The following is a 15,088-nucleotide window of genomic DNA, read 5'->3' as shown; positions in this document are numbered from 1 at the left end:
GAGGGTAACCGATGACGCCTGAAATTTTTGTTGAGATATTTCGTAGTGCATTATGGATAGTCATAATGCTTGTGTGCGCGATAATTGTTCCGAGTTTGATGATCGGTCTCATTGTGGCCGTTTTTCAAGCAGCAACCTCTATCAACGAACAGACTTTAAGCTTCCTTCCGCGCTTGATTGTTACATTACTCGCACTGATGTTTGGTGCGCACTGGATGACACAGACTATGATTGAATTTTTCTATGAAATGGTCGAACGATTACCACAAGTGCTGTACTAGGTAACGTGATGGAATTTCCTACGGGTATAATATTAGAGTGGATAGCCAACTATTTTTGGCCCTTTAGCCGTATATCCGCGATGTTTATGGTCATGACGGTTACGGGTGCTCGTTTTGTGTCGACTCGAATTCGATTGTACTTAGCATTAGCGGTAACCCTAGCCGTATCGCCAGCCATACCTGCGGTGACGGATACAATAGCGCTTTTTTCGTTTGAAGGTTTCCTTACCACGCTGGAACAGCTCATCATTGGTGTTGCCATGGGGATGGTGACACAATTTGTTGTGCAAACATTTGTCATGCTGGGACAAATCTTAGGTATGCAGTCAAGTTTGGGCTTCGCGTCAATGGTCGATCCTGCCAATGGCCAGAATACGCCTGTGCTTGGTCAGATCTTTATGTTTCTCGCCATTATGTTTTTTTTAGCAACAGACGGTCATCTTAAGATGATCAACCTAGTTGTAATCAGCTTTAAAACGTTGCCAATTGGTAGTGGGTCACTGACCACGACCGACTTCAGAGAACTTTCTCTTTGGTTAGGAACGATGTTCAAGACGGCGCTGAGTATGTCGTTATCTGGCATTATCGCATTGCTTACTGTGAATCTTTCTTTCGGGGTGATGACGAGAGCAGCACCGCAGCTTAATATATTTTCATTAGGATTCGCCTTTGCTCTTATGGTCGGTCTGTTATTGTGTTGGTACATCATGCTTGGATTATATGGACATTATGAGCTTTACTGGATAGAAGGTGAGCAACAAGTGTGTCGAATAATCCGACTCGATTGTTAAAGGAATTCAATGGCTGATTCAGACGGACAAGAAAGGACCGAAGACGCCACGCCCAAGCGGTTACAACAGGCGCGTGAAAAGGGACAGATTGCACGCTCAAAAGAGCTGGCTTCTGTCTCTGTACTTGTTGTCGGTTCAATATCTTTAATGATATTTGGTAAAACATTAGCGAAGAGCTTGTGGGCCGCGATGTCGCGTTTTTTTACACTAAGTCGTGATGAAATATTCGATGTTAGTAAGTTATTTGATATCGCTTCTGGCGCCATTGGCCAATTAATCCTTCCTCTTTTGATGATTTTGATTACCCTTTTTGTTGCGGCTGTCGTGGGTACAACCGGTATTGGTGGGATAAACTTCTCGGTAGAAGCGGCGATGCCTAAAATGTCTAAGATGAACCCATTAAGTGGTATAAAGCGTATGTTCGGCTTGCAAAGTTGGGTTGAGCTGCTTAAATCCATCTTGAAAGTGGCACTAGTAGCAGGCATGGCGTTCTATCTCATCAATGCTTCTAAGGTCGATCTTTTTCAATTAAGTACCGATGTTTATCCACAAAACATCTACCATTCGTTAGAGACTCTTCTTAACTTCGTTTTGTTAATAAGTTGTACGTTGCTCATTGTCGTCGCTATTGATATTCCTTTTCAGATCTGGCAACACGCGAATCAATTGAAAATGACGAAACAGGAGATTAAAGACGAGTATAAAGAAACGGAGGGGAAACCCGAGGTCAAAGGTCGTATTAGAATGCTTCAAAGAGAAGCGGCACAGCGTCGAATGATGTCTGATGTACCTACCGCCGATGTTATTGTTACCAATCCAGAGCACTTTTCAGTCGCACTTAGGTACAACACGACAACAGATAAGGCCCCTATCGTTGTAGCGAAAGGGATAGATCATATGGCTCTCAAAATCAGAGAGGTAGCACGTGAACATGATATCTACATCATTCCTGCACCACCTTTAGCTCGAGCGCTCTATCATTCAACCGAACTGGAACAGCAGATCCCCGACGGGCTGTTTACTGCGGTAGCCCAAGTCTTAGCCTATGTATTTCAACTGAAACAGTTTAGAAAACGCGGTGGACAAAAACCGTCACTCAAGGGCGAAAATATGCCAATCCCACCGGATTATCGACACTAGATTTCACTACTGACTTAAGTTCTATCCATGGAGTCAGTTTTTTGACTCATTCTCATGGACTAATAATTGCATAGTAACAGCAACATGTTGATTTATTTCCCTTTCAATCAAAATTGAAGTCTTGCTATCTATGAAATTTAACCTGCCATTTTCTGAAAGAATACCCTCTATCCCAATTAGAGCTATTCCGGCCATTGGTGCGCCGATCATCGTTCTTTCTACGTTGGGAATGGTCGTACTTCCAGTGCCGCCATTTTTACTCGATCTGTTTTTCACCTTCAATATTGCGCTGTCTTTGGTGGTTTTACTGGTTACCATTTACACTCGAAGACCCCTAGATTTTGCTGCTTTCCCAACGGTTTTGTTAGTCGCAACCTTACTTCGCTTAGCATTGAACGTGGCCTCTACCCGAGTGGTCTTACTCTATGGGCATGAAGGGGGAGATGCCGCAGGTAGTGTTATCGAAGCATTTGGTAGTGTCGTTATTGGAGGCAACTACGCGGTCGGTCTGATCGTATTCCTTATCTTGATGATCATTAACTTTATGGTTGTTACAAAAGGTGCGGGGCGTATTTCAGAAGTAAGTGCTCGCTTTACCTTGGACGCTCTGCCCGGCAAGCAAATGGCCATTGACGCAGATTTAAATGCGGGCTTGATTGATCAAGAGGCCGCGAGGACTCGTCGTTTTGAAGTGACCAAAGAAGCCGATTTTTACGGTTCGATGGATGGTGCATCAAAATTCGTCAAAGGGGATGCGATAGCCGGTATTTTAATCCTATTTATTAACATCATCGGTGGTCTATTCATCGGTATGTTGCAATTTGATTTGTCTTTCCAAGACGCAATTAAAATCTACACACTGTTAACTATTGGTGATGGTTTGGTTGCTCAAATACCGTCATTATTGCTATCCATTGGTGCTGCTATCATGGTGACTCGTCAAAATACCGATGAGGACATGGGTGAAGTGATGGTTTTCCAGCTATTTGATAATCCAAAAGCCTTAACCATTACCGCTATCATTATGGGTGTGATGGGCGTGGTTCCTGGCATGCCTCATTTCTCATTTTTGTTGTTAAGCTCAATAGCGGGTGGTGCCGTATATTATCAAAAGCGGAAACAGAAAAAAGCAGCAGAAAAGCCTAAATTACCCGTCACTAAAGATCTAGAAAGTACGGCACTAAAAGAACTCTCTTGGGATGATGTGCAACCTGTAGATATCATTGGGTTAGAGGTAGGGTATCGGCTCATTCCTATGGTGGATAAAGAGCAAGGTGGCGAATTACTTGATAGGGTTAAAGGGGTCCGCAAGAAGCTTTCACAAGACTTTGGTTTCCTTGTCCCCGCTGTACATATACGCGATAACCTTGAATTAACACCAAATAGTTACCGGATCACGTTGATGGGCGTTGCGGTCGGTGAAGCCGAGATTCGTCCTGACCAAGAGTTGGCGATAAATCCAGGTCAAGTCTATGGAATGGTTGAGGGTGAACCAACAGTGGACCCAGCCTTTGGGTTGGAGGCGGTTTGGATTAAAGATGATCGCCGAGAACATGCTCAAGCGCTCGGTTATACAGTGGTTGACTCTGCAACGGTACTGGCGACACATCTGAGTCAATTATTAACCAATAATGCCTCACAATTAATAGGTCATGAGGAAGTTCAAAACTTGCTTGAGATGCTTGGACGATCGACACCGAAATTGGTCGAAGGATTTGTACCTGATCAGCTACCATTAGGTATTGTAGTGAAGGTCCTCCAGAATCTGCTTAATGAAGCCATTCCTATCAGAGATGTTCGAACTATCGTTCAAACCATGTCTGAGTATGCGAGTAAGAGTCAAGAACCTGACATACTAACGGCAGCGGTTCGGATTGCACTAAAACGGCTTATAGTGCAAGAAATCAATGGTATAGAGCCGGAATTGCCGGTAATCACCCTTATTCCTGAGTTGGAACAAATATTGCATCAAACTATGCAGGCATCGGGTGGTGAATCCACTGGAATTGAGCCAGGGTTAGCTGAAAGGCTTCAGTCCTCGCTAAGTCAAGCAACACAAGAACAAGAATTGAAAGGTGAGCCTGCGGTATTGCTTACATCAGGTGTGTTAAGAACGACATTGGCGAAGTTTGTTAAGAACACTATTCCTAATCTTAGAGTGCTTTCGTATCAAGAAATTCCAGATGAGAAGCAGATTAGAATAGTACAAGCAGTGGGTAACTAAAACTGCACAGCCTGACCAAACTACATACGAGCTACGCCAATAAACCTTGGACGAATACATTGAAGATAAAACGATTTTTTGCCAAAGATATGAGACTAGCTCTTCTTCAAGTGAAAGAAGAACTTGGGTCTGAAGCTGTCATCATGTCTAACAAAAAGGTGGCTGGTGGCGTAGAGATAGTTGCGGCTATCGATGGAGACCCCGTAGAAAGAACCACAGCTCAAAGTTCTTCCCGTGTTCAGTCGCGTTATGACGGGGGTTCAGCTAAGGTAGATGAGCGTCAGTATAGCCGAGACCTACAAGATGATCGTGTAAGCTTACAGGCCAATACACATGCAGGTTCGACGACGAAACGTTTCGCCAATATGCTTAAGCAATATAGCAATAACGAAGAAGAGAGTGGTAGCAGAACGACAGAGGCTGATTCGCTCTCCGCCTTATTGAAGCGTCAATCCAATCCACAGCAATCTTCTCAGTCTCACCGAGGCACTATCTCCTCTTCATTGGCACAAGATTCAGGTTTGGCGAAGCTTATTTCAGATGATACTAGAAACCCTAGACCGACGCCAAAGCTTGACCCTACTCGATATGACCGTAGTCGAGGTCCGTCGGGAACAGAAGCTGAAACGAATCAAGAACTGAATTTAATGCGTGACGAGATGATGTCCATTCGTCGTCTTTTAGAACATCAGGTCTCAGGGCTTATGTGGCAAGAAGTTGAGCGAAGAGAACCGCTGAGAGCTATGCTCATTAAACGCCTAGAAAGGATGGGATTATCCTCTGATTTAGCGGATCAACTTGCTTGTTATATTTCAGAAGATACACCACCAGCTCAAGCATGGAAAGAGCTGCTGTCTTTGGTTTCTGACCAAATTGTTGTTACAAAGGCAGACATACTCAAACGTGGTGGTGTTGTCGCGCTACTCGGTCCTACTGGCGTAGGGAAGACGACTACAATAGCCAAATTGGCAGCAAGAGCCGCAATGGAATACGGAGCAGACAATGTCGCTTTAGTGACAACCGACACATTTAGAATTGGTGCTCATGAACAGCTTGCTATTTATGGTAGAATTATGGGATGTCCTGTAAAAATAGCTAAAGATTCCGAGGAGTTGGCCGAAGCAATTTATCAGTTACGTAATCGTAGATTGGTATTGGTTGATACGGCCGGAATGGGTCAACGAGATGTACGATTGACAGAACAATTGGATACGTTAATGCAGGATAGCGGTTCAGTGATAAATAGTTATTTAGTGCTACCTGCGACAGCACAACGAAGAGTATTACAAGAGACCATTGATCACTTCAAACGTATACCTCTATCCGGATGTATCCTGACTAAGATCGATGAATCTTTAAGTTTAGGCGAATTTATAAGCGTTATAGTCCAGAACTCACTACCAGTAGCTTATGTGGCTAATGGTCAAAGGGTACCGGAAGACATAGTGATTGCTCAACCAAAGTATCTGGTTGCAAAAGCCAACGAATTACTTGAGAAATCAACTGAAGATGAACCCCACTACTGGACCAGTGAAACTGATGGATTCTAAGTGACGATAGATTATGACAGATAATAATATGCACGACCAAGCGAGCGGCTTGCGCAGACTCACTCAGCCAAGTTTAACTAAAGTAATTTCGGTCACGGGCGGTAAAGGTGGGGTCGGTAAGTCAAATGTCACGTTAAGTTTGGCAATATGTATGGCTCGTCAAGGAAAGAAAGTCATGGTTTTAGATGCTGACCTCGGGTTGGCAAATGTCGATATCATGCTTGGACTAAGAGTGAAGCGTAACTTAGGTCATGTTTTGGCGGGTGAATGTGAGCTAAAAGATGCCATGGTTGAAGGCCCACACGGCATTAAGATCATTCCGGCAACCTCTGGCACACAAAGTATGACGGAATTAAGCCACGCACAACATGCTGGTTTAATTCGTGCTTTTGGTTCTTTAGAAGAAGAAGTCGATGTATTATTGGTGGATACAGCCGCCGGTATTTCCGATATGGTGGTTAGTTTTTCGCGTGCGGCTCAAGATGTCCTCGTTGTTGTTTGTGATGAACCGACTTCCATTACCGATGCCTATGCTCTTATCAAATTACTCAGCCGTGAACATGGCGTACAGAGATTTAAAATTGTTGCAAATATGGTCAGGAGTTATCGAGAAGGCCGAGAATTGTTTGCAAAGTTGACCATGGTCACAGAACGCTTCCTGAATGTTAGCATTGAGCTCGTCGCATGTGTTCCTTTAGATGATAAAGTACGACAATCCGTAAAGAGACAAAGAATTGTTGTTGATGCGTATCCGCGCTCGCCAGCTGCTTTAGCATTGAGCTCATTAGCGAATAAAGCATTAACATGGCCGATACCAAAAACACCTAGTGGGCATTTGGAGTTTTTTGTGGAAAGATTATTGAATAAACCAGAACCGTTAGAGGAATCATTTAGTGAATAAGGCGCTAACCTATGACCAATATGCAAATGTAGATAGCCAAAAATCATTTTTGGAGAAGTACTCGACTTTGGTCAAACGTATCGCGCACCACCTTATGGGACGTCTACCACCTAGTGTCCAAGTTGACGACTTAATTCAAGCAGGAATGATTGGCCTTCTAGAAGCCCAGCAAAACTACGATAATTCAAAAGGTGCAAGTTTCGAAACCTACGCCGGAATACGAATTCGTGGCTCTATGCTAGATGAAGTACGCAAAGGCGATTGGGTCCCTCGTTCGGTCCATCGAAATAATCGAACGATTAGCCAAGCAATAAATGAATTAGAGGCTCAACTTTCTCGAGACCCTGCCGATATAGAAATTGCTAAGCACTTAAATATGACGATAGAGCAGTATCATTCCGCTCTATCAGACATAAGTTGTTCGCGCTTAGTAGGTATAGAGGATTTAGGTGTTTCAGAAGACGTTATCTCTACTCATGAAGATTCTTACTCGAATACGCCGTTTCAAGGTGTTGCCGACGAGCATTTTCGTAATGCTTTGATCGAATCGATCAAAACATTACCTGAAAGAGAAGCATTGGTTCTTTCTCTTTATTATGATGAAGAACTAAACCTAAAAGAAATTGGAGAAGTACTGGGTGTCAGCGAATCTCGCGTCAGTCAAATACATAGCCAATCGATGCAACGTTTACGCGCCAAATTAAGCGAGTGGACACGAGAAGACTAATACACTGAATTGAACCTCAGTGGAGGTAATTTTGAATAAAAACATGAAGATCCTGATTGTTGATGATTTTTCAACAATGCGCCGTATAGTTAAGAACCTTTTACGTGATTTGGGTTTCAATAATACCCAAGAAGCCGATGATGGTTTGACCGCGCTACCAATGCTGAAGAAAGGTGAGTTTGACTTTGTGGTGACTGATTGGAATATGCCAGGCATGCAAGGTATCGATCTGCTTAAGAATATTCGAGCTGATGCGGGACTCAAACATTTGCCCGTTCTGATGATCACTGCAGAAGCGAAACGCGAACAGATTATTGAAGCTGCTCAAGCAGGTGTAAATGGTTATATTGTTAAGCCATTTACCGCCGCTACTCTAAAAGAGAAGCTCGATAAAATCTTTGAGCGTTTATAAGTCGTTATACGCAAATAACCAATAATAAATCGCGTAGAAAGGACTTTCACTATGATTTCATTAGAACAAGCACAACAACTCGTTGCTCTACTTGAAGTTGGTAAGCAAGAAGATGCTAACGATATCGTATTGTCGATATTAAAAAGTAGAGAAAACCCCATTGTAAATGAGGTCGGCTCTCTTGCCCGTGACCTTCACGATGCACTCGATCAGTTTAAGTTTGATCCAAGAATGAGTGTCATAGTAACTGAAGAGATACCGGACGCACGTGACAGGCTCGAATATGTCATTGCGAAGACCGAACTCGCAGCCAATAAAACAATGGATGCCGTTGAACGTTCTCTACCGATTGCAGATAAACTTCATGAAAGCTTGCTTGAAGTCAGGCCAACATGGAATGAACTGATGAAAGGCCGGATTGAACTATCGGAATTTAAATCACTTTGCTTACACATTGATGATTTACTCAGTCAAATAGAGGGCGATAGCACAGAGCTTCGCAGTCAGTTAACTGAAATTTTGATGGCACAAGATTTTCAAGATCTTACGGGACAAATAATAAAGCGCGTTATAACGCTTGTTCGTGAGGTTGAAGAAGGATTAGTCGATATTTTAACCGTATTTGGGGTAGAAGAAATCGACGAAGAGCCTGGCGTTACTAAGAAAGCATCTACCAAGGCAGAAGGACCAATACTAAATCCTCATGAAAGGGAAGATGCGGTTTCATCTCAGGACGATGTCGACGACCTATTGTCGAGTCTTGGATTCTAAGGGTAAACTATGAGCTATGAATTAGACGAAGAAATTCTACAGGATTTTTTAGTAGAAGCGGGTGAGATACTTGAACTGCTTTCAGAGCAGTTAATTGAACTTGAAAATAACCCTAACGATAAAGAACTGTTAAATGCAATTTTTCGCGGCTTCCACACCGTAAAAGGTGGGGCTGGTTTCCTCTCATTAACAGAACTTGTCGACGCGTGTCACGGTGCAGAGAACGTTTTTGATATTTTAAGAAATGGTCAACGTTCTGTCACCGCAGAGTTGATGGATACGATTTTACAGTCGCTTGACGCCGTAAATGTAATGTTTGTTTCTGTGCAGAACGGCGAAGCCCTAATTCCCGCAGATCCTGCAATAATTGATCAACTTCATCGTTTGAGTAAACCTGCTAGTGCGGACGAAGTTGCAATAGAGGTCGTTGAAGAGCCTGTCGTTGAAGTTGCACCAGAACCCGTTATCGAAAGTAACTTCGCTGAAAATAGGTCCAACGGCTCCTTAGATGATATCTCTCAAGATGAATTTGAGAAACTCCTTGATGAGTTACATGGCAAAGGCACTGCCCCCAGTGCGAGCACGAGCAAACCATCCGAGGTGCAAGCACCAATAACGCCTACCTCTATTCCTGAGACTGGTGATATTACCGATGATGAATTCGAAAAACTACTTGATGAGCTACACGGCAAGGGAACCGCGCCAACAAGCAGCGTAGCACCGACACCGACAGCACCAGCAATAAGCAGCTCTTCCATTGAAGAAGATGTTATGTCTGACGTCGAGTTTGAAAAACTCCTCGACCAGTTACACGGCGCAGGTAAAGGCCCTTCTCCTGAAGAGTTAGACGCCGCAACGAAATCTACAAATGTGCCAGCAGCCGTAGCGAAACCTGCTCCTTCTGCTCAACCTACGGTTACGCCAAAAGCATCTGCACCTAAAACTCAGGCGAAACCAAGTGTGACTTCAAAACCAGTCGCTGCGGAAAAATCAGCCCCGAAAGTAAATAAACCAGCCGCTCAAAAACCGCAAGCGGAAGCAACGGTTCGTGTTGATACCTCGACGCTAGATATCATTATGAATATGGTGGGTGAACTGGTATTGGTTCGAAACCGATTGGTGAGCCTAGGGCTAAGCCGCAATGATGAAGAGATGTCTAAAGCGGTTTCGAATTTAGATATTGTTACTGCTGACCTTCAAGGCGCGGTAATGAAAACGCGCATGCAACCTATTAAAAAGGTATTTGGTCGATTTCCTCGTGTTGTACGTGATTTGGCTCGAACACTAAACAAAGATATTGTGCTTGAAATGCGTGGTGAAGACACGGATCTGGATAAAAATCTAGTAGAAGCGTTGGCCGATCCACTGATTCACTTGGTTCGAAATTCCGTAGACCACGGAATTGAAATGCCAGATGATCGTGAAAAATCAGGTAAGTCCAGAACAGGTAAAGTTATTCTATCTGCCTCTCAAGAAGGTGATCATATTGAGCTAGCTATCGTTGATGATGGTGGTGGTATGGACCCTAATAAGCTTCGAGACATTGCGGTTAATCGTGGATTGATGGATACCGAAGCGGCTTCTCGTTTAACCGATAAAGAGTGCTTCAATCTCATTTTTGCCCCAGGATTTTCTTCAAAAGAAAAAATTTCAGACATCTCAGGTCGTGGTGTTGGCATGGATGTGGTTAAAACCGCTATCAATACTTTGAATGGTTCTGTTGATGTTGACTCTGAACTAGGCAAAGGGACCAAGATAACTATCAAGGTGCCTCTAACACTCGCTATTCTACCAACGCTTATGGTTGGTGTTTGTGATCAGCCATTCGCGCTACCACTCGCCAGCGTTAATGAGATATTTAACTTAGATTTAAGTAAGACTAACGTTGTCGATGGTCAGTTAACGATTATCGTTCGAGAGAAGTCGATACCACTCTTCTACTTGCAAAACTGGCTAGTTCCAAAAGCGGGCTCTGTCGATCAACGTGAAGGTCACGGACATGTTGTTATCGTTCAGTTGGGCAGCCAACGAGTCGGCTTTGTTGTGGATAATTTGATTGGCCAAGAAGAAGTAGTCATCAAACCATTAGATAAGTTATTGCAAGGCACTCCTGGCATGGCAGGAGCTACGATTACCAGTGATGGACATATCGCACTGATACTGGATGTACCTAACCTATTGAAGCAGTACGCGATGCGTTCGCGTATGTAAGAAGGATGATATGGCTGTAAAAGTATTAGTTGTTGACGATTCAAGTTTCTTTCGCCGGAGAGTGAGTGAGATTATTAATGCTGATCCACGCTTAGAGGTGGTTGATGTCGCAACGAACGGCAAGGAAGCGATAGAAAAAGTCGCTCAAGTTAAACCCGATGTGATTACAATGGATATCGAAATGCCTATCATGGATGGCATTACAGCGGTACGTGAAATCATGAAGGTAAACCCGACGCCTATCTTAATGTTCTCTTCATTAACACATGACGGTGCGCGTGCGACGCTTGATGCCCTTGATGCAGGTGCATTGGATTTCTTACCGAAAAAATTTGAAGATATTGCGCGAAATCGAGACGAAGCAACTCAGCTGTTACAGCAAAGAGTTGTAGAGATTGCCCGTAAGAAAATGCAGGTTCGCCGCAGAGCAACAACCTCTACCACAACACCCACAAGTTCTGGGTTACGCAGGCCTGCAGTGGGTGGAGCAACGAACGCCACATTAGCTGCGGGGGCAAATCGTGCACCAGTAGCGGACAGAAAGTTTGCAGGGAAATTTCGCGCAAGTGGCAAGAAGTATCAATTGACGGCTATTGGAACGTCAACGGGTGGCCCGGTTGCATTGCAGAAAATATTGACTAAATTACCAAAAAACTATCCGCATCCAATTGTCCTCATTCAACATATGCCCGCCACTTTTACGGCCGCCTTTGCGAGTCGTTTAAACACACTTTGTAACATTGAAGTGAAAGAAGCAGCAGATGGTGACATATTGCGTCCAGGTGTTGCTTATTTAGCACCCGGAGGTATGCAGATGATGATTGAAGGTCGCCCAGGTATGGCCAAATTACGTATCGTAGACGGTGGTGATAGAATGAACTATAAACCTTGCGTAGATGTTACATTTGGTTCAGCAGCTAAGGTTTATAGCGATAAAGTGCTATCTATGATACTAACAGGTATGGGTGCAGACGGTCGTGAAGGTGCACGAATGTTGAAAACAGCGGGTGCAACGATATGGGCTCAAGATGAAGATAGTTGTGTGGTTTACGGTATGCCACAAGCGGTTGCTAAAGCGGCTATCTCAACCGAAGACTTACCATTAGATCGTATCGCTGAGCGCATGCTTGTCGAAGTCGGCCTGGCATAGGGGGTCGTATGATTGTTTGGAGTGTCGCAAACCAAAAAGGTGGCGTAGGTAAAACGACGACGACCATCACTCTTGCTGGCTTACTCGCTAAGAAAGATAAGCGAGTGCTGCTAGTGGATACCGACCCACATGGCTCCTTAACAACCTATCTTGGATACGATTCAGATACCGTAGCGAAAAGCTTATTCGATCTGTTTCAGTTATCGGAGATAAATAAAGAATCAGTTAGGCCATTAATCTTGGCTTCTGATGTAGACAATATTGATATCATTCCCGCTCACATGTCACTTGCGACCCTTGATCGGGTGATGGGTAATCGAAGTGGTATGGGATTGATCCTTAAGCGCGCTTTGCTCGCCTTACATGGTGATTATGATTACGTGCTTATTGATTGCCCGCCTATTCTGGGTGTAATGATGGTCAATGCGTTAGCCGCAAGTGATCGTATCCTTATCCCTGTGCAAACCGAATTTCTAGCGATGAAAGGGCTGGAACGCATGGTTCGTACGTTAACAATTATGCAGAAGTCACGTAACAGAGCGTTTAAAACTACGATTGTGCCGACGATGTATGACAAGCGAACTAGAGCGTCATTAACGACGTTGAATCAGCTTAAAAAAGACTATCCAGATCACGTGTGGAGTTCCGCAGTACCTATTGATACGAAGTTTAGAGACGCAAGTTTAAAACGTTTGCCAGCTTCTCATTTCGCTGAAGGCAGCCGTGGTGTATTTGCATATAAACAACTGTTGATCTACCTAGAGAGGTTGGCGTTAGATGAGCAGTAAACAAGCACATAAGCTGACGGGTGCTGAGGCACTAGATGAATATTTCACGGCACTTCTTGATGAAGAGTGGGATTTTGCAGATCCCCACAGTATTGAATCAACGCCTTTAGTAGCGGTTGACTCCGCCCCCATTTCCGAATTAAATGAGCAGAATCAAGAACCGTTACTCGCGCTTCAACCGCAAACAGATTATAAGTCATCTTATAAGACATTGGGATACAATGAGTTTGAGGTTCCAGATTTAGAAGACGTTCAAAAGCTTCTTGATAAGATGGAGAGGACGGATCTTGCTGCCGAACCAGAGATTGTCAGCTTAATTGAACAGAATACGGTCAGCATCAATCAAGTAAAAGGTGATGTGCTTGTTGCTCCTATGCAAGAGACTGAAGAGGTTCAGGAATGGGCGGTTGAGACTCAGGTGAATCCTGTTTTTGAAGCTGTAGTAGAAGAACCTGAAGTTTATATAGAGCAGGAAATAGACCAAACTGTTGAAGTGGAATCGGAAATTGAAACCGCGTATTCCCCCTCAGTGTTTGATGATTGGAAAAGTACGGAAAGAAGTGTTGATTTTCAGGTACTCTATTTTGATGTGAATGGCGTGCTTTTCGCGGTTCCGTTAGATGAGTTAGGTGGTATTCACAAAACGACGGAAATGAGCCATCTGATAGGTCGACCGAATTGGTATCTGGGTCTTCAAACCAATAAAGACAATCAATATGACGTAGTCGATACGGCAAAATGGGTAATGGCTGACAAGTTAAAAGATGAGTCTCATAAAGAAGCTTATCAATATATCGTAATGCTAGGTGACAGTAGTTGGGGCTTAGCAGCAAGCGAGCTGAAAGGAACCGAATCGCTTAATGTACGGAGTGTACGTTGGCGAGAGCAAGCAGGGAAAAGGCCTTGGCTTGCAGGTATGGTCAAAGAAAAAATGTGTGCTTTGATTCACGTCGAAGCCATGATAACAATGATAACTGCTGGACTAGACGTAAAGTCTTTAAATATTTGATAAAAGGTTTGTCGATAGCGACACAAAGAGGATAAGACATGTCTCAAGTGAATGAAGTAGATTTAAAAAAAGATCAAGCAAATGATGAAGTGCTTCAATGGGTAACATTCCAGCTCGAAGAAGAAACTTATGGCATTAATGTAATGCAGGTTAGAGAAGTACTTCGCTATTCTGAAATTGCTCCAGTACCGGGTGCGCCTGACTATGTATTGGGTATCATTAATCTGCGTGGTAACGTCGTTACGGTTATCGATACGCGTTCAAGATTTGGTTTAATGCAGGGTGAGATCTCTGATAATACTCGTATCATCGTGATCGAATCTGAACGTCAAGTCATCGGTATCTTGGTCGACAGTGTTGCTGAAGTGGTTTACTTGCGCTCATCTGAGATCGATACAACACCAAGTGTCGGTACTGACGAAAGTGCTAAGTTTATCCAAGGTGTGAGTAATCGAGAAGGTAAGCTATTGATTTTAGTCGACCTTAACAAGCTTCTTTCAGATGATGAATGGAACGAGATGGCACATCTGTAATGATTGAACAGTTAGATTCAATGACGCTTTATGTACTGATAGGCGGGAGTCTTTTTTTGGCTCTCGTTCTTGGCGTTATTTTGTTGCGTAATGGCAAGCAGACGCGAGGAAGCCTTGAGCACCATAGGCAGGCAGCCAGAAATCTAGAAAAAGAGATCACAAAAGCGAATAATCAATTGCTTGAGGTTCGCTCTGTTGTGATAGGTCTGGGTCAAAAAGTATCGGAACAACAAGAGCTAATTCAACATTTGTCGGAAAGAATTACGGAATTAGAGCATGTTGATTCTGATAGCCGCTTATATTCTAGAGCAAGTAAAATGGTACAGCTCGGTGCTGGTGTAGATGAATTGATTGAAGAGTGCGAGTTACCCAAAGCAGAAGCTGAGTTGATGATGGCATTACAAAACAAGATTTCTGGAAAGGAAAAAGTCCCCCCTATGAGGCCGAGCAATAAGAAATAGCAAAGCCATAAATAGATCGAATAAAGTTTGTGTTTTGTAAAGTAAAAAAGAGAAGCGTTTCTGCTTCTCTTTTTTGTGTCTTATTGATTAATAAATCGAAAAAATAGTGGGTTGTATAAAGAATTTTGTCATTATGTGA

15 protein-coding genes are annotated in these 15,088 nt (G+C 43.5%); all 15 read left to right on the top strand.

Annotation, left to right across the window (positions count from 1 at the left end; genetic code table 11):
- Positions 1-11 precede the first annotated feature (11 nt).
- The 15 genes from fliQ (at position 12) to AACW90_RS04930 (ending at position 14,949) form a co-directional block, all read left to right on the top strand.
- Positions 12-281: a flagellar biosynthesis protein FliQ gene (gene fliQ, locus AACW90_RS05000; protein ID WP_275134470.1), complete on the top strand. Its 270-nt coding sequence runs from the start codon at positions 12-14 to the stop codon at positions 279-281.
- Positions 282-289: 8 nt separating this feature from the next.
- Positions 290-1,072: a flagellar biosynthetic protein FliR gene (gene fliR / locus AACW90_RS04995; RefSeq protein WP_390231682.1), complete on the top strand. Its 783-nt coding sequence runs from the start codon at positions 290-292 to the stop codon at positions 1,070-1,072.
- A 9-nt stretch (positions 1,073-1,081) separates the two neighbouring features.
- Complete coding sequence (gene flhB / locus AACW90_RS04990; protein WP_390231679.1) at positions 1,082-2,212, top strand: flagellar biosynthesis protein FlhB; 1,131 nt, start codon at positions 1,082-1,084, stop codon at positions 2,210-2,212.
- 130 nt (positions 2,213-2,342) lie between these two features.
- Positions 2,343-4,436, top strand: a complete 2,094-nt coding sequence (gene flhA, locus AACW90_RS04985; protein WP_390231676.1) for a flagellar biosynthesis protein FlhA — start codon at positions 2,343-2,345, stop codon at positions 4,434-4,436.
- Between the two features lie 59 nt (positions 4,437-4,495).
- The gene (gene flhF, locus AACW90_RS04980) at positions 4,496-5,986 is read left to right on the top strand and encodes a flagellar biosynthesis GTPase FlhF (RefSeq protein WP_390231673.1); all 1,491 of its coding nucleotides are present in this window, start codon (positions 4,496-4,498) and stop codon (positions 5,984-5,986) included.
- Between the two features lie 13 nt (positions 5,987-5,999).
- Positions 6,000-6,887, top strand: coding sequence for a MinD/ParA family protein (locus AACW90_RS04975; protein ID WP_390231670.1), 888 nt, complete (start codon positions 6,000-6,002; stop codon positions 6,885-6,887).
- A complete protein-coding gene (locus AACW90_RS04970; protein ID WP_390231667.1) occupies positions 6,880-7,614 on the top strand; it encodes an RNA polymerase sigma factor FliA in 735 nt (244 codons plus the stop codon). The genes AACW90_RS04975 and AACW90_RS04970 overlap by 8 nt, the downstream gene beginning before the upstream one ends.
- 43 nt (positions 7,615-7,657) lie before the next feature.
- The gene (cheY, locus tag AACW90_RS04965; protein WP_195705097.1) at positions 7,658-8,026 is read left to right on the top strand and encodes a chemotaxis response regulator CheY; all 369 of its coding nucleotides are present in this window, start codon (positions 7,658-7,660) and stop codon (positions 8,024-8,026) included.
- 51 nt (positions 8,027-8,077) lie between these two features.
- Positions 8,078-8,797 (top strand): protein phosphatase CheZ, encoded by a 720-nt coding sequence (locus AACW90_RS04960; protein WP_390231664.1) that lies wholly within the window; start codon positions 8,078-8,080, stop codon positions 8,795-8,797.
- 9 nt (positions 8,798-8,806) lie between these two features.
- Positions 8,807-11,008 carry a chemotaxis protein CheA gene (locus AACW90_RS04955; protein WP_390231661.1) on the top strand — a complete coding sequence of 734 codons (2,202 nt, stop codon included), beginning with the start codon at positions 8,807-8,809 and terminating at the stop codon, positions 11,006-11,008.
- Positions 11,009-11,018: 10 nt separating this feature from the next.
- A complete protein-coding gene (locus AACW90_RS04950) occupies positions 11,019-12,158 on the top strand; it encodes a protein-glutamate methylesterase/protein-glutamine glutaminase (RefSeq protein WP_390231658.1) in 1,140 nt (379 codons plus the stop codon).
- Positions 12,159-12,166: 8 nt separating this feature from the next.
- A complete protein-coding gene (locus AACW90_RS04945; protein ID WP_390231655.1) occupies positions 12,167-12,946 on the top strand; it encodes a ParA family protein in 780 nt (259 codons plus the stop codon).
- On the top strand, positions 12,936-13,955 hold the full coding sequence (locus tag AACW90_RS04940) for a chemotaxis protein CheW (protein WP_390231651.1): 1,020 nt from the start codon (positions 12,936-12,938) through the stop codon (positions 13,953-13,955). Before AACW90_RS04945 ends, AACW90_RS04940 begins: the two co-directional genes overlap by 11 nt.
- Before the next feature lie 38 nt (positions 13,956-13,993).
- A complete protein-coding gene (locus tag AACW90_RS04935; protein ID WP_275134459.1) occupies positions 13,994-14,488 on the top strand; it encodes a chemotaxis protein CheW in 495 nt (164 codons plus the stop codon).
- A complete protein-coding gene (locus AACW90_RS04930) occupies positions 14,488-14,949 on the top strand; it encodes a DUF2802 domain-containing protein (RefSeq protein ID WP_275134458.1) in 462 nt (153 codons plus the stop codon). Before AACW90_RS04935 ends, AACW90_RS04930 begins: the two co-directional genes overlap by 1 nt.
- Positions 14,950-15,088: the final 139 nt, after the last annotated feature.

Origin of the sequence: Vibrio frigidus, from assembly GCF_042465995.1 — a bacterium.
Classification (GTDB): domain Bacteria; phylum Pseudomonadota; class Gammaproteobacteria; order Enterobacterales; family Vibrionaceae; genus Vibrio.
Note: the sequence above shows the minus strand (reverse complement) of the source record. Positions and strands in the feature narration are given on the sequence as shown.